The organism is Stenotrophomonas sp. PA-6-5C, assembly GCF_021605635.1.
Lineage (GTDB): Bacteria > Pseudomonadota > Gammaproteobacteria > Xanthomonadales > Xanthomonadaceae > Stenotrophomonas > Stenotrophomonas lactitubi.
The window spans coordinates 40,761-62,596 of record NZ_WKEE01000014.1 but is presented as its reverse complement, the minus strand read 5'-3'; the positions used below and the strand labels follow the sequence as shown (position 1 = coordinate 62,596).

General features: G+C 63.6%; 14 protein-coding genes and 4 tRNA genes. 1 reads left to right on the top strand and 17 read right to left on the bottom strand.

What is annotated here, in order from left to right; genetic code table 11:
• Nucleotides 1–6 precede the first annotated feature (6 nt).
• From rpsL to GIW57_RS08310, 16 genes are all read right to left on the bottom strand, one after another.
• Nucleotides 7–381, bottom strand: coding sequence for a 30S ribosomal protein S12 (gene rpsL, locus GIW57_RS08385; protein WP_025879344.1), 375 nt, complete (start codon nucleotides 379–381; stop codon nucleotides 7–9).
• A gap of 374 nt (nucleotides 382–755) precedes the next feature.
• Complete coding sequence (gene rpoC / locus GIW57_RS08380; RefSeq protein WP_100463189.1) at nucleotides 756–4,997, bottom strand: DNA-directed RNA polymerase subunit beta'; 4,242 nt, start codon at nucleotides 4,995–4,997, stop codon at nucleotides 756–758.
• Between the two features lie 89 nt (nucleotides 4,998–5,086).
• Nucleotides 5,087–9,241, bottom strand: coding sequence for a DNA-directed RNA polymerase subunit beta (gene rpoB, locus GIW57_RS08375; RefSeq protein WP_100463185.1), 4,155 nt, complete (start codon nucleotides 9,239–9,241; stop codon nucleotides 5,087–5,089).
• Between the two features lie 326 nt (nucleotides 9,242–9,567).
• Nucleotides 9,568–9,933, bottom strand: coding sequence for a 50S ribosomal protein L7/L12 (gene rplL, locus GIW57_RS08370; RefSeq protein ID WP_025879347.1), 366 nt, complete (start codon nucleotides 9,931–9,933; stop codon nucleotides 9,568–9,570).
• A 63-nt stretch (nucleotides 9,934–9,996) separates the two neighbouring features.
• Nucleotides 9,997–10,533 (bottom strand): 50S ribosomal protein L10, encoded by a 537-nt coding sequence (gene rplJ / locus GIW57_RS08365; protein WP_025879348.1) that lies wholly within the window; start codon nucleotides 10,531–10,533, stop codon nucleotides 9,997–9,999.
• 389 nt (nucleotides 10,534–10,922) lie between these two features.
• A complete protein-coding gene (rplA, locus tag GIW57_RS08360) occupies nucleotides 10,923–11,621 on the bottom strand; it encodes a 50S ribosomal protein L1 (protein WP_089238989.1) in 699 nt (232 codons plus the stop codon).
• A 4-nt stretch (nucleotides 11,622–11,625) separates the two neighbouring features.
• Nucleotides 11,626–12,054, bottom strand: coding sequence for a 50S ribosomal protein L11 (rplK, locus tag GIW57_RS08355; protein WP_004145248.1), 429 nt, complete (start codon nucleotides 12,052–12,054; stop codon nucleotides 11,626–11,628).
• A gap of 196 nt (nucleotides 12,055–12,250) precedes the next feature.
• Complete coding sequence (gene nusG / locus GIW57_RS08350; RefSeq protein ID WP_025879350.1) at nucleotides 12,251–12,811, bottom strand: transcription termination/antitermination protein NusG; 561 nt, start codon at nucleotides 12,809–12,811, stop codon at nucleotides 12,251–12,253.
• 10 nt (nucleotides 12,812–12,821) lie between these two features.
• The gene (gene secE, locus GIW57_RS08345) at nucleotides 12,822–13,235 is read right to left on the bottom strand and encodes a preprotein translocase subunit SecE (RefSeq protein ID WP_100463179.1); all 414 of its coding nucleotides are present in this window, start codon (nucleotides 13,233–13,235) and stop codon (nucleotides 12,822–12,824) included.
• A 48-nt stretch (nucleotides 13,236–13,283) separates the two neighbouring features.
• A tRNA-Trp gene (locus GIW57_RS08340) sits at nucleotides 13,284–13,359 on the bottom strand.
• 101 nt (nucleotides 13,360–13,460) lie between these two features.
• Nucleotides 13,461–14,651, bottom strand: a complete 1,191-nt coding sequence (gene tuf, locus GIW57_RS08335; RefSeq protein WP_089238985.1) for an elongation factor Tu — start codon at nucleotides 14,649–14,651, stop codon at nucleotides 13,461–13,463.
• A 39-nt stretch (nucleotides 14,652–14,690) separates the two neighbouring features.
• Nucleotides 14,691–14,766: transfer RNA gene (locus GIW57_RS08330), tRNA-Thr, on the bottom strand.
• Between the two features lie 48 nt (nucleotides 14,767–14,814).
• A tRNA-Gly gene (locus tag GIW57_RS08325) sits at nucleotides 14,815–14,888 on the bottom strand.
• A 26-nt stretch (nucleotides 14,889–14,914) separates the two neighbouring features.
• Nucleotides 14,915–15,000, bottom strand: a tRNA-Tyr gene (locus GIW57_RS08320).
• 144 nt (nucleotides 15,001–15,144) lie between these two features.
• Complete coding sequence (locus tag GIW57_RS08315; RefSeq protein WP_236510013.1) at nucleotides 15,145–16,155, bottom strand: isoaspartyl peptidase/L-asparaginase; 1,011 nt, start codon at nucleotides 16,153–16,155, stop codon at nucleotides 15,145–15,147.
• A 111-nt stretch (nucleotides 16,156–16,266) separates the two neighbouring features.
• Entirely contained in the window at nucleotides 16,267–17,283 is a 1,017-nt protein-coding gene (locus GIW57_RS08310) for a cyanophycinase (protein ID WP_100465684.1), read from the bottom strand.
• A 170-nt stretch (nucleotides 17,284–17,453) separates the two neighbouring features.
• On the opposite strand from GIW57_RS08310, the gene GIW57_RS08305 reads away from it, so the two are divergent.
• The gene (locus tag GIW57_RS08305) at nucleotides 17,454–20,192 is read left to right on the top strand and encodes a TonB-dependent receptor (protein WP_236510010.1); all 2,739 of its coding nucleotides are present in this window, start codon (nucleotides 17,454–17,456) and stop codon (nucleotides 20,190–20,192) included.
• A 528-nt stretch (nucleotides 20,193–20,720) separates the two neighbouring features.
• On the opposite strand, the gene ychF is transcribed toward GIW57_RS08305, so the two are convergent.
• Nucleotides 20,721–21,812, bottom strand: coding sequence for a redox-regulated ATPase YchF (gene ychF / locus GIW57_RS08300; RefSeq protein WP_025879150.1), 1,092 nt, complete (start codon nucleotides 21,810–21,812; stop codon nucleotides 20,721–20,723).
• Between the last annotated feature and the right edge of the window lie 24 nt (nucleotides 21,813–21,836).

The following is a 21,836-nucleotide window of genomic DNA, read 5'->3' as shown; positions in this document are numbered from 1 at the left end:
TTTCCCTTAGCTCTTCGGACGCTTGGCGCCGTACTTGGAACGGCCCTGGCGACGCTTGGCAACGCCGGAGGCGTCGAGCGAACCACGAACGGTGTGGTAACGCACACCCGGCAGATCCTTGACGCGACCGCCACGGATCAGGACCACGGAGTGCTCCTGCAGGTTGTGACCTTCACCGCCGATGTAGGAAATCACTTCTTCCTGGTTGGTCAGGCGAACCTTGGCAACCTTGCGAAGCGCCGAGTTCGGCTTCTTCGGAGTAGTGGTGTAAACGCGCGTGCAGACGCCACGGCGCTGGGGGCACTTTTCGAGAGCCGGCGAGGCGCTCTTATAAGTGGTTGCCTGCCGCGGCTTGCGGACAAGCTGATTGATCGTCGCCATCAGTATGTTCTTCTGAGAGAGGCCGAAAAAAACCGGCCATGAATGCGGATATGTGCGAGCAGGCGAAAAACCGGCCTGCTGAGACAGACGATTGTAGCAACCTGGCGAAAACGCGGTCAAATGCGCACACGCCAAGCCAGCCCTGATCCCGGGCCGTTACAGGGGAGCCTTCTCCATGCCCCCCGTTCAGGTTGTCGTCCGACCCATCGCTGGGCCGGGCGGCATCCTACCTCATCGAAAGCGAACAGACCAGCGGCCTGAGCCCTCGAGTGCAGATCCGGCTGGAACCGGATCTGCGTGATGCTTGTCCGGCAGGGACCGACCGATCGCCGTCCCCTGCCCGATCGAGGTCCGGCCGGAGCCGGACCGGCCGATCAATCCTCGGCCTGCTCGGCGTCGGTCGATTCCACCACCACTTCCGGTGCTGCCACGGCCACGGGGGCTGCAGCTGCCGGGGTGCCGGCGAGGGTCTGCATTTCCGAGTCGGTCAGCCCGCTCGCGTTGCGGCGGCGGTTGGCGTGGTAGGACAGACCGGTACCGGCCGGGATCAGACGGCCGACGATCACGTTTTCCTTCAGGCCGCGCAGGTTGTCCTTGGTGCCGCGGACGGCAGCCTCGGTCAGCACGCGGGTGGTTTCCTGGAAGGAAGCGGCCGAGATGAACGACTCGGTTGCCAGCGAGGCCTTGGTGATGCCCAGCAGGACCGGATCGAAACGAGCGATCAGCTCGTTGCGGGTGGTCAGGCGTGCATTTTCCTCGATGACGCGCTGGCGCTCGACCTGTTCGCCGTTCAGGAACTTGCTGCTGCCCTGATCGGTGATCTCGACCTTGCGCAGCATCTGGCGGGTGATCACCTCGATGTGCTTGTCGTTGATCTTCACGCCCTGCAGGCGGTACACGTCCTGGATTTCCTTGACCAGGTAGGCGGCCAGCGGCTCGACACCCAGCAGACGCAGGATGTCCTGCGGGCTCGGCTCGCCGTCGACGATGGTTTCGCCCTTGGTCACGTGCTCACCTTCGAACACGATGACCTGACGGTACTTCGGAATCAGCTCTTCGTGCTCCGAACCATCGGTGTCCTTGATGATCAGGCGCTGCTTGCCCTTGGTGTCCTTGCCGAAGCTGATGATGCCCGAACGCTCGGCCAGCACCGCAGGATCCTTCGGCTTGCGCGCTTCGAACAGATCGGCCACGCGCGGCAGACCACCGGTGATATCGCGGGTCTTGGACGCTTCCTGCGGGATCTTGGCGACCACGTCACCCACGCCGACGGCAGCGCCGTCCTGCAGGTTGACGATCGAGCGCGGCGGCAGCAGGTACTGCGCCGGCAGGTCGGTACCCGGAATCGACAGGTCGTTGCCCTTGCCATCGACGATGCGGACGATCGGGCGCAGATCCTTCGCCTGGGCGCCGCGGCGCTTCGGGTCGGTGATTTCGCGCGACGCCAGGCCGGTCAGCTCATCGGTCTTCTCGATGACGGTGATGCCGTCGACGAAGTCGATGAAGCGGATGAAACCCGCCACTTCCGAAACGATCGGGTGGTTATGCGGATCCCAGTTGGCCACGGTCTGGCCAGCCTTGACCGCATCACCGTCCTTGGAGGTGATGGTTGCGCCGTACGGCAGCTTGTAACGCTCGCGCTCACGGCCGTGCGCATCGAGCACCGACATTTCGCCCGAGCGCGACACCGCGACCAGCGAGCCGTTGGCATGGGCAACCGACTTGAGGTTGCTGAACTTGACCGAACCAGTGGTCTTGACGGTGATGTTGTCGACCGCAGCAGCTCGCGATGCCGCACCACCGATGTGGAACGTACGCATCGTCAGCTGGGTACCCGGCTCACCGATGGACTGGGCGGCGATGACGCCGACCGCTTCACCGATGTTGACCAGGTGGCCACGGGCCAGATCGCGGCCGTAGCAGCGACCGCAGACGCCGAAGGCCGATTCGCAGGAGATCGTCGAGCGGACCTTGATGGTCTGCACGCTGGCCTCTTCAAGCTTGGCGACCCACGCTTCGTCGAGCAGGGTGTTGCGGGTGACGATCGGATCTTCGTCGTTGCCCGGCAGGAACACGTCCTCGGCAACCACGCGACCCAGCACGCGATCCTTCAACGGCTCGACCACGTCGCCGCCTTCAACGATCGGGGTCATGATCAGGCCTTCGGTGGTACCGCAATCCACCTCGGTGATCACCACGTCCTGCGCCACGTCGACCAGACGACGGGTCAGGTAACCCGAGTTCGCGGTCTTCAGCGCGGTATCGGCCAGACCCTTACGGGCACCGTGGGTGGAGTTGAAGTACTCCTGCACGTTCAGGCCTTCGCGGAAGTTCGCCTTGATGGGCGTCTCGATGATCGAGCCATCGGGACGGGCCATCAGGCCACGCATGCCGGCCAGCTGACGGATCTGCGCCTGGCTGCCTCGCGCACCGGAGTCGGCCATGATGTACAGGGAGTTCATCGACTTCTGGTCGATGGTCTCGCCCTTGGCATTGATGACCTTCTCGGTACCGATGGTGTCCATCATCGCCTTGGCGATGCGCTCATTGGTGCGCGACCAGATGTCGACCACCTTGTTGTAGCGCTCGCCGGCGGTGACCAGGCCCGACTGGTACTGCTCCTGGATTTCCAGCACTTCGGCTTCGGCCTCGGTGAGGATGCCCTTCTTCTCGTCCGGGATCAGCATGTCGTCGATGCCGATCGAGACGCCGGCGCGGGTCGCGTAGGCGAAGCCGGTGTACATCAGCTTGTCGGCGAACACGACCGTGTCCTTCAGACCCAGCTGGCGGTAGCTGGAGTTGATCAGGCGGCTGATGTTCTTCTTGGTCAGCTCGGTGTTGGCCAGCGCGAACGGCAGGCCTTCCGGCAGGATTTCAGCCAGCAGGGCGCGACCGATGGTGGTATCCACGATCGAGGTCTTGCTCTGCTTGTTGCCTTCCTCGTCGGTCACCACCTCGGTGATGCGGACCTTGACGCGCGCGTGCAGTTCCACCACGCGGTTGTCGTAGGCGCGCTTGACTTCGGCGATGTTGGCGAAGGCCATGCCCTCGCCCTTCTTGTTTTCCAGCGAGCGGGTCATGTAGTACAGACCCAGCACGACGTCCTGCGACGGCACGATGATCGGCTCGCCGTTGGCCGGCGACAGGATGTTGTTGGTGGACATCATCAGCGCACGCGCTTCCAGCTGGGCTTCCAGCGAGAGCGGCACGTGGACGGCCATCTGGTCACCGTCGAAGTCGGCGTTGAACGCGGTGCAGACCAGCGGGTGCAGCTGGATGGCCTTGCCTTCGATCAGGACCGGCTCGAAAGCCTGGATGCCCAGACGGTGCAGGGTCGGCGCACGGTTCAGCATCACCGGATGTTCGCGGATGACCTCTTCCAGGATGTCCCAGACTTCGGCTTCTTCGCGCTCGACCAGCTTCTTGGCGGCCTTGATGGTGGTGGCCAGGCCACGACGCTGCAGCTTGGCGAACACGAACGGCTTGAACAGTTCGAGTGCCATCTTCTTCGGCAGGCCGCACTGGTGCAGGCGCAGGTACGGACCGACCACGATGACCGAACGGCCCGAGTAGTCGACGCGCTTGCCCAGCAGGTTCTGACGGAAGCGACCCTGCTTGCCCTTGATCATGTCGGCCAGCGACTTCAGCGGGCGCTTGTTGGTGCCGGTGATGGCACGGCCGCGACGACCGTTGTCCAGCAGCGCATCGACCGATTCCTGCAGCATGCGCTTTTCATTGCGCACGATGATGTCCGGCGCACTCAGTTCGAGCAGGCGGCGCAGGCGGTTGTTGCGGTTGATGACGCGGCGGTACAGGTCGTTCAGATCGGAGGTCGCGAAGCGGCCACCATCCAGCGGAACCAGCGGACGCAGGTCCGGCGGCAGTACCGGCAGGACGGTCATGACCATCCACTCCGGACGGTTGCCCGATTCCAGGAAGGCTTCGATCAGCTTGATGCGCTTGGTGAGGCGCTTCAGCTTGGTTTCCGAACCGGTGCTGGCGATTTCTTCGCGCAGGCGGGTCATTTCCGACTGCAGGTCGATGGTGCGCAGCAGTTCGTACACGGCCTCGGCGCCCATGGCGGCGTCGAAGTCGTCACCGTGCTCCTGGCGTGCCTGCAGGTACTGTTCTTCGGTCAGCAGCTGGCGGCGCTCCAGGGCGGTCAGGCCCGGCTCGGTCACCACGTAGGCTTCGAAGTACAGCACGCGCTCGATATCGCGCAGGGTCATGTCCAGCATCAGGCCGATGCGCGACGGCAGCGACTTCAGGAACCAGATGTGCGCGACCGGCGAGGCCAGGTCGATGTGGCCCATGCGCTCACGACGCACCTTGGCCAGGGTCACTTCGGTGCCGCACTTCTCGCAGACCACGCCGCGGTGCTTCATGCGCTTGTACTTGCCGCACAGGCACTCGTAGTCCTTGACCGGTCCGAAGATGGCGGCGCAGAACAGGCCGTCACGCTCCGGCTTGAAGGTACGGTAGTTGATGGTTTCCGGCTTCTTCACTTCGCCGAAGGACCACGAACGGATCAGGTCCGGCGAAGCCAGCGCGATCTTGATCGCGTCGAAGTCCAGCGTCTGGCGCTGCTGGTTGAAGAGGTTGAGCAGGTCTTTCATGGTGTTCTCCAGAAGGAGGAATGCTGTGTCGATGGGCTTTCAGTTGACTGCCAGCGGCGCGGCGGCATGGACCGCCGCGCCGGCATGGATCAGTTGTCTTCCAGTTCCATGTTGATGGCCAGCGAGCGGATTTCCTTCACAAGCACGTTGAAGGATTCCGGCATGCCCGCGACCATCTCGTGCTCACCGTCGACGATGTTCTTGTACATCTGGTTGCGGCCCTGCACGTCATCGGACTTCACCGTCAGCATTTCCTGCAGGGTGTAGGCCGCGCCGTAGGCTTCCAGCGCCCAGACTTCCATTTCACCGAAGCGCTGGCCGCCGAACTGCGCCTTGCCGCCCAGCGGCTGCTGGGTGACGAGCGAGTACGGACCGGTCGAACGGGCGTGCATCTTGTCGTCGACCAGGTGGTTCAGCTTCAGGTAGTGCATGTAGCCAACGGTGGTGTGGCGATCGAAGGCTTCACCGGTGCGGCCGTCATACAGCTGGGTCTGGCCACTGCTCGGCAGGTCGGCCAGTTCCAGCATGCGCTTGATTTCCGCTTCGGTGGCACCGTCGAACACCGGCGTTGCCATCGGCACGCCGTCGAACAGGTTGCGGGCCAGGCGCAGCAGTTCCTCGTCGCTGAACTGCGACAGGTCGACACGGTTGGCCACGTTGGTGTCATCGTGGTTGTAGATGTCGTCCAGGAACTTGCGCAGGTCGGCGACTGCCGCCTGGGCTTCCAGCATCGCCTGGATCTTGCGACCCAGACCCTTGGCAGCCCAGCCCAGGTGCACTTCCAGGATCTGCCCGATGTTCATACGCGACGGCACGCCCAGCGGGTTCAGCACGATGTCCACGGTTTCGCCCGAGGCCATGTACGGCATGTCCTCGACCGGCACCACGTTGGACACCACACCCTTGTTGCCGTGGCGGCCTGCCATCTTGTCGCCCGGCTGGATGCGGCGCTTCACGGCCAGGAACACCTTGACCATCTTCAGCACGCCCGGAGCCAGATCGTCGCCCGCGGTGATCTTGCCGCGCTTGTCGGCGAAGCGACGCTCGAATTCCTTCTCGTGCGCCTGGATCTGCTTCTGTGCGCGTTCGATGGCTTCGGCAGCGTCCTCGTCCTTCATGCGCAGCACGAACCAGTCAGCCTTCTTCAGGCCATCCAGGTAGGCGTCGGAGATGACGTCGCCCTTCTTCAGGCCGGCGCCGCCGTTGACCACCTTGCCCACGATCTGCGAACGCAGACGGGCGTAGATGGCCGCTTCCAGGATGCGGAACTGGTCGTCGAAGTCCTTCTTGACGCGCTTGATTTCAGACTCTTCGATCTGACGGGCGCGCTTGTCCTTCTCGATGCCATCGCGGGTGAAGACCTGCACGTCGATGACGGTGCCGTCCATGCCCGGCGGCACGCGCAGCGAGCTGTCCTTCACGTCCGAAGCCTTCTCGCCGAAGATCGCGCGCAGCAGCTTCTCTTCCGGGGTCAGCTGGCTTTCGCCCTTCGGGGTGACCTTGCCGACCATGATGTCGCCGGCGCGGACTTCGGCACCGATGTACACCACGCCGCTCTCGTCCAGGCGGTTCAGTGCCTGCTCGGAAACGTTCGGGATGTCGGCGGAGATTTCCTCCGGCCCCAGCTTGGTGTCACGCGCAACGCAGGTCAGCTCTTCGATGTGGATCGTGGTGTAGCGATCCTCTTCCACCACGCGCTCGGAGAGCAGGATGGAGTCTTCGAAGTTGTAGCCGTTCCACGGCATGAAGGCGATCAGCATGTTCTGGCCCAGGGCCAGTTCACCGATGTCGGTGGACGGACCATCGGCCAGCACGTCGCCACGCGCCACCACGTTGCCCACTTCCACCAGCGGACGCTGGTTGATGCAGGTGTTCTGGTTGGAGCGGGTGTACTTGATCAGGTTGTAGATGTCGACGCCAGCATCGGACGCATCGGTGATCTCGGCTTCGTTGACCTTGACCACGATGCGGGCGGCGTCGATCTGCACGATCTCACCACCGCGACGGGCGTTCACGGTCACACCCGAGTCACGCGCCACGGCGCGCTCGATGCCGGTACCGACCAGCGGCTTCTGCGCACGCAGGGTCGGCACGGCCTGACGCTGCATGTTGGCGCCCATCAGTGCGCGGTTGGCGTCATCGTGCTCCAGGAACGGAACCAGCGCGGCCGCGATCGACACGGTCTGCATCGGCGAGACGTCCATGAAGTGGACTTCCGCCGGCGGCTTCAGCAGCGATTCGCCCTGGTAACGGCAGGGAACGAACTGCTCGGTCAGCACGCTGTTGGCATCGGTCAGGGCGTTGGCCTGGGCGATGACGTACTCGTTTTCTTCGATGGCCGACAGGAACTCGACTTCGTCGAACACCTTGCCGTCCACGACCTTGCGGTACGGGGTCTCGAGGAAACCGTACTGGTTGGTGCGGGCGTACACGGCCAGCGAGTTGATCAGGCCGATGTTCGGGCCTTCCGGGGTTTCGATGGTGCAGACGCGGCCGTAATGGGTCGGGTGCACGTCGCGCACTTCGAAGCCGGCGCGCTCACGGGTCAGGCCGCCCGGGCCCAGGGCCGAGACGCGACGCTTGTGCGTGACTTCCGACAGCGGGTTGTTCTGATCCATGAACTGCGACAGCTGCGAGGAGCCGAAGAATTCCTTGATCGCCGCAGCCACCGGCTTGGCGTTGATCAGCTCCTGCGGGGTCAGGCCTTCCGACTCTGCCATCGACAGGCGTTCCTTGACCGCGCGCTCGACGCGGACCAGGCCCACGCGGAACACGTTCTCGGCCATTTCACCGACCGAACGCACGCGACGGTTGCCCAGGTGATCGATGTCATCGACCACGCCACGACCGTTGCGGATCTCGGTCAGGACCTTGATCACGTCCAGGATGTCCGAGCTGTCGCCGTGGGCGGCAACCAGGCGCTTGGACTCTTCGTCGTTGCGCTCGCCGTAGTACTTGCGGTCGTACAGCACGGCTTCGCCGGTGGTTTCCTTGCGGCCCACGCGACGGTTGAACTTCATGCGGCCGACGGCGGACAGGTCGTAGCGCTCGAAGGTGAAGAACAGGTTGTGGAACAGGTTCTGCGCGGCATCCTTGGTCGGCGGCTCGCCCGGACGCATCATGCGATAGATCTCGACCAGGGCTTCCAGCTGGGTCTTGGTCGGATCGATGCGCAGGGTGTTGGACAGGTACGGGCCACGATCCAGGTCGTTCACCCACAGGGTGCCCACGGCATCGACGCCGGCCTTGCGGAAGTTCTGCAGCTGCTCGTCGGTGATTTCGTCGTTGGCCTGGGCCAGCAGTTCACCGGTCGAGGCATCGACCACATCGTGCGACAGGATGCGGCCGACGATGTAGTCGTCCGGCACGGCCAGGGCGGCGATGCCCGAGGCTTCCAGCTGCTTGATGTGGCGCGCGGTGATGCGCTTGCCGGCTTCCACGATGACCTTGTCGCCGTCGGCGAGGTCGAAGCCCAGGGTTTCGCCACGCAGGCGCTCCGGCACCAGCTCCAGCTGGACGCCTTCATCCGGGTTGATGTGGAAGGTGTTGATCTCGAAGAACTCGGCCAGCATCTCTTCGTTGCTGTAGCCAAGCGCACGCAGCAGGATCGACACCGGCAGCTTGCGGCGACGGTCGATACGGGTGAACAGCGCGTCCTTCGGGTCGAACTCGAAGTCCAGCCAGGAGCCGCGGTAAGGAATGATGCGGGCGCTGTACAGCAGCTTGCCCGAGCTGTGGGTCTTGCCACGGTCGTGGTCGAAGAACACGCCCGGCGAGCGGTGCAGCTGCGAAACGATGACGCGCTCGGTGCCGTTGACGATGAAGGTGCCGTTGTCGGTCATCAGCGGGATTTCGCCGAGGTAGACCTCCTGCTCCTTCACGTACTTGATGGCCTTGGTCGACGACTCGCGGTCGTAGATCACCAGGCGCACGGTCACGCGCAGCGGCGCACCGTAGCTCATGCCACGCTGACGGCATTCACGCTCGTCGAAGACCGGATCGCCCAGCTTGTAGCCGACGTATTCCAGGGCAGCATTGCCGCTGTAGCTGGCGATCGGGAAGACCGACTTCAGTGCAGCGTGCAGGCCGTGGTCCGTGCGCTTGGCCGGATCGACGTTTTCCTGCAGGAATTCACGGTAGGAATCCACCTGGATGGCGAGCAGGAACGGCACTTCGAGAATCGAACGCTGCTTGCCGAAATCCTTGCGGATACGCTTTTTTTCGGTGAACGAATAGGACGTCATGAGGTCTTCCACCTTGTTGTGCGAGTCGTGCGCCCACGACCCGAAGGGAACTTGAAATTGTCAGTTGGAAGTCGCTGGTATTGCCGGCACCAGCACGCCTTCTCCCGCTACTTCCAACTGCCAACTCGTCTGCATCCACTCCCCCGCCGCCGCGCGTTGCGCTGGCCGGCCAGGGTTTGACCGCAGCCCGTGTTGGGCTTTTTCACCGTATTTCCGTAGAACCGCGCCACGATTGACTGGCCCTACAACAACGACCAAAGGCCGGGGGCTTACGCCCCCAGCCTTGGCTGCATCGCCGGATTTCGATGGCGACGCAAAGGAAGTGCTTACTTGACTTCGACAGTCGCGCCAGCAGCTTCCAGGTCCTTCTTCATCTTCTCGGCTTCGTCCTTCGAAGCGTTGTCCTTCAGGACGCCGCCGGCCTCGGCCAGGTCCTTCGCTTCCTTCAGGCCCAGGCCGGTGATGGCGCGGACGGCCTTGATGACTTCGACCTTCTTGTCGCCAGCGGTCTTCAGGGTGACGACGAATTCGGTCTGCTCTTCAACGACGGCAGCCGGGCCAGCCACAGCAGCGGCGACCGGAGCAGCGGCGGAGACGCCGAACTTCTCTTCGATGGCCTTGACCAGCTCCATCACTTCCATCAGGGACTTCTCGGCGATGGCGTCGACGATCTGTTCGTTGGTAAGGGACATGATAATTACCTTTGGATGTTTTTCTGGATTGAGGTTCCGTCAGGAACCACGATTAGTCGAAACTCAGGCGGTCTCGGCGGCCGGTTCAGCAGCGTCGGCGGCGACGTCGCCACCATTCTGCTTGTCGCCGATTGCCTTGATGGCGCGGGCGAACATCGTGACCGGCTCGGTCAGGACGCGTGCCAGCATTGCCAGGGCCTGGTCGCGGGTCGGCAGCGAGGCCAACACGTCGACATGGCTTGCCGGGAACACTTCACCACCGATTGCGACGACCTTGGCCTTAAGCTTGTCGTTGCCCTTGGCGGCATCCTTGATCAGGCGACCGGCAGCACCGGGCTCCTCGAGCGAGAACGCGTACAGCAGCGGACCAACCATCTGGTCCTGTGCGACTGCGAACTCGGTGCCTTCAACAGCACGCGACGCCAGGGTGTTCTTGACAACTTTCAAGAAAACGCCGGTTTCACGAGCCTGCTTGCGCATCGCGGTCATCTGGGCGACCGTGGTGCCAGCGTATTCGGCTGCGATCAAGGAGTGGGCCTTGGCGGCGATGTCTGCCAGCTCCGCGACTACTTCTTGCTTCTGGGACAGATTGAGAGCCATTGCACTCCTCCGATTGAACTCCGCTTACGGCTCCTGCCGTGTGCGGTCCTGTGCGGCATCCGTCCTGGACGCCGGGAACATCGGAATGATGTTCCGGGGGGGTGGGCCGTTCTAGACCTGGAGTGGGCCAACCTGGGTAACCCCAGACGTGCGTGAACCAGAAAAACTCCAGAAGGGCACCATCTACGCAGGGTGATTCCGGGGAATCGATTAAGCGTTCGTGACTGCTCCGGCGGCGACTCCCTGCCAAATCGAGCTTCCGTGCCCGTCGCCGGCATACCACGACCGCACCTGCGGTCTTTGACGGCTACCACCGGCGATGGGTTGCCGGCGATGCCTTCAAATGTCACGGCCGCGGGACCCGAGGGGCCCGCGACCGCTTGAAACGATTACTTCAGGCTCAGCGACGACTGGTCGACGGTGACGCCCGGGCCCATCGTCGAGCTGACCGACACCTTCTGCAGGTACAGGCCCTTCGAGGTGGCCGGCTTGGCCTTGATCAGGTCCAGCAGCAGCGCGGTCAGGTTCGACTTCAGCGCGTCTTCGGCGAAGTCGGCCTTGCCGATGGTGCAGTGGATGATGCCGGCCTTGTCGGTGCGGTAACGCACCTGACCCGACTTGGCATTCTTCACAGCCTCACCCGGGTTCGGGGAGACGGTGCCGACCTTCGGGTTCGGCATCAGGCCACGCGGGCCCAGCACGGTACCCAGCTTGCCGACGACGCGCATTGCGTCCGGGGTCGCGATCACGACGTCGTAGTTCAGATCGCCGGCCTGCATCTTCTCGGCCAGGTCGTCCATACCGACAGCTTCGGCACCAGCGGCCAGGGCTTCATCAGCCTTGGCACCGGCCGGAGCGAAGACAGCGACGCGGACCGACTTGCCGGTACCAGCCGGCAGCACGGTGGAGCCACGGACCTGCTGGTCGGACTTCTTCGCGTCGACGCCCAGGCGCACAGCAACGTCGATCGACTCGACGAACTTGGCCTTGGTGGCGGTCTTCAGGATGTTGATTGCGTCCTCGAAGGCATACGCCTTACCCGGGACAACGGCGGCCTTGATGGCCTTTTCGCGCTTGTTCTGTGCCATCTGATTAACCCTCCACCACGAGGCCCATGGAACGGGCAGAGCCAGCGATGGTACGCACGGCGGCGTCCAGGTCGGCGGCAGTCAGATCCGGTTCCTTCGCCTTGGCGATCTCTTCCAGCTGCTTACGGGTGACCTTGCCGACCTTCTCGGTGTTCGGGCGCTTGGAGCCCGACGAGATGCCAGCGGCCTTCTTCAGCAGGGTGGTGGCCGGAGTGCTCTTGGTGATGAAGGTGAACGTACGGTCCGAATAGGCCGTGATGATCACCGGAACCGGCAGACCCGGCTCGAGCTTCTGCGTGGCGGCATTGAAGGCCTTGCAGAATTCCATGATGTTCAGGCCGCGCTGACCCAGCGCAGGACCGACCGGCGGCGAGGGGTTGGCCTGACCGGCCTTCACCTGCAGCTTGATATAACCGACAACTTTCTTTGCCATGTGAGTACTCTCCGGGTGCTAGCGCCTTGCGACAACAGGCTCCCCATCGGACCGGGAATCACGCGTCCCGGCATCGCGTTTTGAAATCATGCCGAAGGCCACCTTTCGGTGGCCTCGTCCCGCCAGCTTCCCAACGGGAGCCGCGTAGCATATCAGGTTTTTTCTTCACATGCCTGAAGCGGCATGTGAATACAGATCAGACGGCCTTTTCGACCTGGCCGAACTCGAGCTCGACCGGGGTAGCGCGACCGAAGATCAGCACCGAGACGCGCAGACGGCTCTTCTCGTAGTTGACTTCTTCGACGACACCGTTGAAGTCGTTGAACGGACCCTCGGTGACGCGGACCATCTGGCCCGGCTCGAACAGCACCTTCGGACGCGGCTTCTCGACGCCTTCCTGGACACGGTTCAGGATCGCTTCGGCCTCGGAATCAGCGATCGGCAGCGGACGATCGGCGGTTCCGCCGATGAAGCCCATGACACGCGGGGTTTCCTTGACCAGATGCCAGCTTTCGTTGTCGATGCGCGGAATGCCCGCTTCTTCGTGGGTCTCGATCTGGACCAGCACGTAACCCGGGAAGAACTTGCGCTCGGAACGGCGCTTCTGGCCGGCGCGCATTTCGATCACTTCCTCGGTCGGAACCAGGACGTCGCCGAAGCGCTCTTCCATGCCGTCACGGACGATGCGATCGCGCAGAGCCTGCGCCACCGACTTCTCGAAGCCCGAATAGGCGTGAACGACGTACCAACGCTTCATGCATTTCTCCTTAGCGGCTCAGGAACCACTGAGTCAGTTTCTGGATGAAGAAGTCGAACCCACCCAGCAGCAGGCTGAGAATCAGGACGACGACAATCACCACCCAGGTCATGCGAATGGCTTCCTGACGGGTCGGCCAAACCACTTTACGCAGTTCGAAGCGCGACTCGGAGAGGAATTCGCGGGTGTCGCGCCCCTTGCCGGTCAGCATGAACACGCCGATACCGCCAACCAGGCCGACCACGACCGCCAACGCACGCAGCTGACCCGTCCACGAGCCCAGCTGGGCAGCGCGACCGGAATCGGCGGAGAACCAGAACCAGACGAACAGACCTGCCAGCACCAGCAACGATGCGAGGACGTACTTGACGATATCCCCGCCTTGCGCGGAGGTGTCCTTGGAATGTTCGATCTTGCTATTCATCAGGCTGTGTCTGCTTTAGCGGCAGGGCCGCTGGGTAAGGTGGGCAGATGGCACGCCAGGAGGGACTCGAACCCCCAACCTGCGGTTTTGGAGACCGCTGCTCTGCCAATTGAGCTACTGGCGTACGTAGAAAACTTGCCTTCCCTTAGACGGCGAAGGCGGACCGAGGTTCCCGGCCCGCCACTCGCCAGACCGGCAGCGCTATGCGACCGCCGGCATGCAGGCTTACTCGAGGATGGTGGCAACCACGCCAGCACCGACGGTACGGCCACCTTCGCGGATTGCGAAGCGCAGACCGGCATCCATGGCGACCGGGTTGATCAGGGTGACAACCATCTTGATGTTGTCGCCCGGCATCACCATCTCGACGCCTTCCGGCAGCTCGACCGCACCGGTGATGTCGGTGGTACGGAAGTAGAACTGCGGACGGTAGCCCTTGAAGAACGGGGTGTGACGGCCGCCTTCGTCCTTCGACAGAACGTAGACTTCGGCGTCGAACTTGGTGTGCGGCTTGATCGAACCCGGCTTGGCCAGAACCTGGCCACGCTCGACGTCGTCACGCTTGGTGCCGCGCAGCAGCAGACCGGCGTTGTCGCCTGCCTGACCCTGGTCCAGCAGCTTGCGGAACATTTCCACGCCGGTCACGGTGGTCTTCTGCACCGGACGGATGCCGACGATTTCGATTTCTTCGCCGACCTTGATCACGCCGCGCTCGATACGACCGGTGACCACGGTGCCACGGCCCGAGATCGAGAACACGTCTTCGACCGGCATCAGGAATGCCTTGTCGACGTCACGCTCCGGGGTCGGGATCCAGGTGTCCAGCGCTTCGACCAGCTTGATGACGGCCGGCACGCCGATGTCGCTCTGATCGCCTTCCAGCGCCAGGCGGGCCGAACCCGAGATGATCGGGGTGTCGTCGCCCGGGAAGTCGTACTTGCTCAGCAGCTCGCGGACTTCCATTTCAACCAGTTCCAGCAGCTCGGCATCGTCAACCATGTCGGCCTTGTTCAGGAACACGACGATGTACGGCACGCCGACCTGACGCGACAGCAGGATGTGCTCGCGGGTCTGCGGCATCGGGCCGTCAGCGGCCGAGCACACCAGGATCGCGCCGTCCATCTGCGCAGCACCGGTGATCATGTTCTTGACGTAGTCAGCATGGCCCGGGCAATCGACGTGGGCGTAGTGACGAACGGTGGATTCGTATTCGACGTGCGCGGTCGAGATCGTGATGCCACGTGCCTTTTCTTCCGGCGCGGCGTCGATCGCGGAGTAATCCTTGAACTCGCCACCAAAGCGCTCGGCACCGATCTTGGTCAGTGCGGCGGTCAGCGTGGTCTTGCCGTGGTCGACGTGACCGATGGTGCCGACGTTGACGTGCGGCTTGGTGCGCTCGAACTTACCCTTGGCCATGGCTGCTTATCTCGAATTCGTCTGGTGTGGTGCTGAAGATGGTGCTCACAAAAGGAATCGAACCTTCGACCTCTTCCTTACCAAGGAAGTGCTCTACCGACTGAGCTATGTGAGCGAGTTTTGCATTATGGCATGAACTCGATAATATTCAAAGTTCACTCAATGGAGCGGGAGACGGGGATCGAACCCGCACCATCAGCTTGGAAGGCTGAGGTTCTACCATTGAACTACTCCCGCACCGGGAATGTGCCACAACGTGAAGCTGGTGGAGGGAGGTGGATTCGAACCACCGAAGGCGTAAGCCAGCAGATTTACAGTCTGCCCCCGTTGGCCGCTTGGGTATCCCTCCTTTTACCACCCCACTCCGTGCCGCCGAAGCGTTGCGGTGTGTGGTGGTGAGCCCGCAATTCTGGAGATGAAGCGGGGGTCTGTCAACGCTTTTTTTCACTTTTTTTCACACGCGTCGCAAACCCCTTGATACGCAAGGGTCTGCTCAGGGCAGTGCGATTGTCTCGTCGGCAAAGATGGCCACATGGGCAACGCCATCGGCCCCGATCCAGCCCCGGTACATGCCCTGGGTGTTGAACGGTGCTGCCGCTTTTCCATCTGCGGAGAGCACGATTGCCCCGCCGTCGCCGCCCATCTGCGGAATCGCATCGTTGATCACGCCCTTGCCCGCCTGTTCCGGCGATTGACCGAGGTAGCGCATGCGCGCGCAGATCTCATGGGCTGCCGCGGTGCGGATGTAGTACTCGCCCCAACCGGTACCCGACACCGCACAACGCGCATCGGCCCAGGTGCCGGCACCGATGATCGGGGAATCACCGACACGTCCGTAGCGCTTGTTGGTCATGCCGCCGGTGGAAGTGCCTGCAGCAAGATGCCCCTGTGCATCCAGGGCGACCGCACCGACCGTGCCGAAGTGCTTTGCGGTTTCCAGGTCGGCATGCGCCTGCCCGCTCGCTTCTTCCTTCAATGCACGCTGCAGCTGCTGCCAGCGCTTGTCGGTGCGGAAGTAGGCGGGGTCGACCAGAGTCACGCCCTGCTCGGTGGCGAAGGCTTCGGCGCCCTGCCCCACCATCATCACGTGCCTGGACTTCTGCATCACCGTCTGCGCGAGGAGGATCGGGTTGCGCACGCGCTGCACGCCGGCCACTGCGCCGGCTGCCTGGGTGGCGCCATCCATGACCGCCGCGTCCAGTTCATTGCGGCCCTCGTGGGTGAACACAGCGCCCTTGCCCGCGTTGAAGGTCGGATCATCCTCGAGCACGGTGATCGCAGCAGTGACCGCCGCCAATGCCGGACGCCCGGCTGCAAGTTCGGCATGGCCCTTCAGCAATGCCGCCTTCAGCGCAGCGCGCGCGGCCTGTTCTTCCGCCGCAGAGAGATCCTTGCGCTCCACGCCGGCACCGCCGTGGATGACCAGCAGCGGTGATGCCGCGGGTGCGGCCTGGGCCAGCAGTGGCAGGGACAACAGCGCGGACAGCGCCAGGCGCAGTTTCATGGAAGCAGATCTCCAGCAGGAAAGGGATTGGATTGCACGGTAGCGCCGGGCCATGCCCGGTGGAAGGCACAGCGCGGCGGCATCCGCCGGGCATGGCCCGGCGCTACCGGATCATTGGCGGATGACTTCAATCTCGCCGTCGCTGATGTCAGCCAAGGCCTCGTAGGCCGCCTCGGCCTGCAGGTCGTCCAAGCGCATGCGACTGCCGCTGGCAACCACGGTGACCGGCACCGCGTGGAAGCGCAGGGGTTCACCTTCCACCAGCCGGTCGGCATCGCGTCCGGGGCTGACCACCCAGACCTTGCCTTCGCCGTCGGCGCTGTAGACCTGGGCCTGGCCATCAGGCTCCACGCACAGGGCCGTGTCTTCGTCGACGCCGATACCGACCATGTCCGGGTCACCACTGTCATGCGCGGCGCGGGCCACGAACACGATCAGGCGGCCGAGACGGTCGCGCTTGTCGAAGTGGGTGTCGGTGACCACCCGCTGCAGGTAGGGCAGCTGCAGGAAGCCGCGATCCAGGGTCACGGCCTCGCCCATCGGGTCGGCCATGGCGCTGGCCGAATCGATGCTGCCGCCATCCAGCGCGCCATAGGCGTAGCCACCAAGGATTGCCAGGCCGGCGCTGGTACCGGCAATCGGCTTGCCGGCGCGCACGTGGGCATTCAGCGCCCGGTTGAGCGCGGTGCCCTTCCAGAAGCGGATGTAGCGGGACTGATCGCCGCCGGCGATGAAGATCGCATCGGCCGCAGCCACGACCCGCAGCACGGCCGGGTCATCGGCGCCGCGGCGGTTGTCGAACACCAGGGTCTGCACGGCGGTGGTGCCGCCGATCTCACGGTACAGGCGGTCCTGCAGCTCATCGGTGCCGGAGGCGCGCAGGATCAGCACGCGACCATTGCCGGCCTGGCGCAGCCACCACTGGAAGGCTTCAGGCACCCATTCGCCGCCACCCATCAGCATCATCGCGGGGGCTCGCGGCCCGGGCCGCGGCGCATCCAGATCACCCACTTCGTAATAGGCGAAGCCGGGGTCCATCAGTTCCTGTGCCGCCGCCGGCGAAGTCCAGAGCGCCGACAGCAGCAAGGCGATGAGCGGGCCACGCAGCCCGTAGCGAAGGCGTCGCATCTTGATCTCCCTGAACAAAAACGACCTGCAACCGTTTTCACTCTTTGCCAGACATATCCCCAGTAGTCAAGGACATGAAAAAGGCGTTAAATGCGCGCGCCCATTCCTGAAATGTGAATGGGGGACAGGGCCCCTCCTCTGCGGGCCGGCATTACTTCCGAGAATTTCTCATGCGTAGACAGGCGATGGCGTGGTCGATCCAGCTGGCGTTGATGGGCGTTGCTGCTTCGGCGGCGGCGCAGACTCCCGTTTCCTCTTCGGTACAACAGCTGGATGCGGTGCAGGTGACCGGCTCACGCATCCCGCGCGCCCAGGTGGAAGGGCCGGCGCCGATCACTGTCATCAACGCAGAGCAGATCCGCTCCAGCGGCTTCACCACCGTGCCGGACGTGCTGCGCGCGATGACCCAGAACGGCGGTGAGACGCAGAGCCAGCAGTCCTCCGGCGGTGCCGATTTCTCGCCGGGTGCGCAGCAGGTCGACCTGCGTGGGCTGGGGCCGAACCACACCCTGGTGCTGGTCAACGGCCGTCGCATCGCCGACTTCCCGATGCCGTTCAAGGGCCGCAGCAACTTCACCGATGTGTCCAACATCCCGCTGGGCATGATCGACCGCATTGAAGTGCTGACCGGCAGCGCGTCGGCGATCTACGGCTCGGATGCGATCGCCGGCGTGGTCAATTTCATCCTGAAGAAGCAGGCCGATGGCACCACCATCGACATGCGCATGGGCACCACCACCGAGGGTGGTGGTGAATCGTTCGACATGAGCCTGGCCAGCGGCTTCAGCAGCGGCAACTTCAACGCGGTGTACAGCGTCGAACTGCAGTCGCAGACGCCGCTGTGGGCCTACGACCGCGACATCCAGGACTCGACCCAGGACGGCCCGACCGAAGGCGCGCGCATCGCCCGTCGCTCCTATCTGCGCACCGATTACAACGATGACTACCTGGATCCGGGCGCAGCGACCTGTGATGCACTGTCCGCGCAGAACCAGGGCAGCACCTACCGTGCGTTCCGCCCGCGCTACGGCTACTACTGCGGCAGCGACAGCGCGATCGGCTACGGCACGATCCTCAGCAAGCGCCGCGGCGCCAACGCCTATGCCTCGCTCAGCTACGACTTCGACAACGGCCAGCAGTGGTTCGCCGACGTGCAGCTGGGCTACCACACGATGTCGCTGATGCGCGATGTCACCAAATGGGGCCGCATGGCCGCCGACGGCGATGAGTCGGGCTACTTCAACAATGAAGCGACCGGCGAGATCGAGTTCTGGCAGCGCCAGTTCTCGCCCGAGGAAATGGGCGGACTGGACAATGCGATGGTGCGCAGCACGCAGAAGACCTTCAGCGTGACCACCGGCTTCAAGGGCAACCTGACCGGCAGCTGGGACTACGAAGCGGCACTGAGCCATTCGCAGTACCAGTCGCGGATCAGCTGGGCGCAGATCATCGCGTCCAAGGCCAACGACCTGTTCCTGGGCCCGCAGCTGGGCGAGGACGATGACGGCTTCCCGATCTACAACGCCGATCCGTCGCGCCTGTACCGGCCGCTGACCCGTGCCGAGTACGATTCGATCGCCGCACGCACCACCTATACGCCGAAGTCGCGCACCGAGACGGCGGCGCTGACCCTGACCAATGGTTCGCTGTTCACCCTGCCCGGTGGCGATGCCGGCTTTGCCGCGACGGTGGAAGTGGGCCAGCAGGCCTATGCGCTCAATCCCGATCCGCTGGCGACGGGCTATTACTACTACAGCTGGAAGGATTCGGACGGCAAGGGCTCGCGCAACCGCTGGGCGACCGCCGCCGAGCTGCGCATGCCGCTGCATGAAACGGTCAACCTGAGCGTGGCCGGCCGTTACGACCAGTACCGCTATTCGGGCCACACCATCGGCAAGGCAACCTGGAGCGGCGGCCTGGAATGGCGTCCGATCGACACGCTGCTGGTGCGCGGCTCGTACGGCACCGCGTTCCGCGCGCCGGACCTGCACTATGTTTTCGCCGGCCCGGGCAACGACGAGACCAGCGCGGAAGATCTGTACAACTGCCGCGCCGATGCCGCCGATGATTGCGCCGATTACGAGCGCAACGTGATCCGCAGCCGCAGTGGCAACCGCGAGCTGGACCCGGAAACCAGCACCTCCTGGAGCGCTGGCTTCGTGTGGTCACCGGCCGCCGGCCTGGACCTGTCGGCCGACTGGTTCAACATCGACATGCGCGACCAGGTGCAGGACATGGACGTGCGTACGATCCTGGCCAGCGAAGCGAACTGCCGGCTGGGCAGCGCCGACATCGGCTCACCGACCTGCGTGGACGCTCTGGCCCGCATCACCCGCACCGCCGACGGCCGTCTCTACGGCGTACATGTGAACCCGATCAACGTTGCGCGCGAGTCCACCTCCGGCGTCGACGTCGGCCTGCGCTACCGCCTCCAGACCGGCATCGGCGATTTCATCTTCAATGGCACCCACACCTGGGTGAAGAAGCATGACTTCCAGCGCTATGCCGGTGATGTGACCGAAGACCAGTTCGCGATCAACAGCGGTTTCGATATTCCGCGCACCAAGACCAGCGTCAGCGTGACCTGGGAGAAGGATGCCTGGTCGGCCACCGTGTATGGCTCGCGCCTGGGCAAGCTGCCGACCTCGGACAGCTACGACCAGGTGTTCGACGAGGAGAGCGGCGACAGCCCGTGGATCAAGGCGACCTACCGCTACAACGCTTCGCTGCAGTACCGCTTCGACGATCACTCGCGGTTGTCGCTGTCGGTGGTCAATGTGTTCAACAAGATGCCGCCGAAGGACAGGACCTACACGGCGTACCCGTACTACGACGTGTCCTGGTTCGACAGCGTCGGCCGCACCATCAACCTGCAGTACACGCACAAGTTCGGCGGCAGCGCCCTGTAAGGGCGCACGGCATCGCCGGATGTGGAACAACAGGGCCCGCCATTGGCGGGCCTTGCTGTTTATGCACACCGCGCGTGGAAAGCGGTGGGGGTTTGGTGTGGACAAGTGGCCGCGAGCCATGCATTGCAATGGTTTCGAAGGGTGGCGATTTTTTATCCAGGAAGAATCCGGGTTTTCCACATGCGCCGTGGAAAGCGATGGGAACTAGGTGTGGACAAGTGGCTGTGAGTGTTGCTGCACAGACGTTTCAGGGCGCGGTGAAAATTTGTCCACACTACGCGAGCAAGCCCTGCGGAGCCGAGCCCGCGCTCGGCTGATACCAACCCGAGCCGAGCGCGGGCTCGGCTCTACAGGGTGCTGCGCGGTTTTCCACACCAGGCGTGGAGAGCGATGGGAGTTTTCTGTGGACAAGTGCCTGCGAACGTCACACCGCAAGTGTTTCGTAACGTGGTGTTTTTTTGTCCATCACCGGAAACGCGAACGCCCCGCACTGAGCGGGGCGTCCGGGGTCGATCCGATACAGCCAGATCAGACGTTGAAGCGGAAATGCAGGATGTCGCCTTCCTGCACGCGGTATTCCTTGCCTTCCAGGCGCAGGCGACCGGCTTCCTTGGCACCGGCTTCGCCCTTGTACTTGATGAAGTCGTCATACGCGATGGTTTCGGCGCGGATGAAGCCCTTCTCGAAGTCGGTGTGGATGACCGCGGCAGCCTGCGGCGCGGTGGCGCCCTTGCGCACGGTCCACGCGCGGACTTCCTTCACGCCAGCGGTGAAGTAGGTCTGCAGGCCAAGCAGGCTGTAAGCCGCGTTGATCACGCGGTTCAGGCCCGGCTCGGTCAGGCCGAGATCGGCCAGGAAGGTATCGCGGTCTTCGTCGTCCAGCTGCGACAGCTCTTCTTCGATCGCTGCCGACACCGGTACCACCTGTGCGCCTTCTTCGGCGGCACGGGCGCGCACGGCATCCAGGTGCGGATTGTTCTCGAAACCGTCTTCCAGCACGTTGGCGATGTACATCACCGGCTTCAGGGTCAGCAGGAACAGATCGCGCACCAGCGCCTTCTCTTCCTCGTCCAGACCTGCCGAACGACCGGCCTTGCCGTCGGCCAGCGCGGCCTGCAGCTTGGCCAGCACCGGCTTGCGTGCCGCTGCATCCTTGTCGCCACCCTTGGCCGCACGCTCGGCGCGGTTCAGTGCCTTCTCGACGCTGTCCAGGTCGGCCAGGGCCAGTTCGGTATCGATGGTGTCGATGTCCGAGATCGGGTCGACCTTGTTGTTGACGTGGATGACGTCAGCGTTCTCGAAGCAGCGCACCACGTGGGTGATCGCATCCACTTCGCGGATGTGGGCCAGGAACTTGTTGCCCAGGCCTTCGCCGCTGGCGGCACCGGCCACCAGGCCGGCGATGTCGACGAACTCGACCGCGGTCGGGATGACCTTCTGCGGGTTGATGATCGCTGCCAGCTCGTTCAGGCGCGGATCCGGCACCGGCACGATGCCGACGTTCGGTTCGATGGTGCAGAACGGGAAGTTCGCCGCGGCGATGCCCGCCTTGGTCAGCGCGTTGAACAGGGTCGACTTGCCGACGTTGGGCAGGCCGACGATGCCGCATTTGATACCCATGGGTGACAGCTCTCTGGGGTGAAA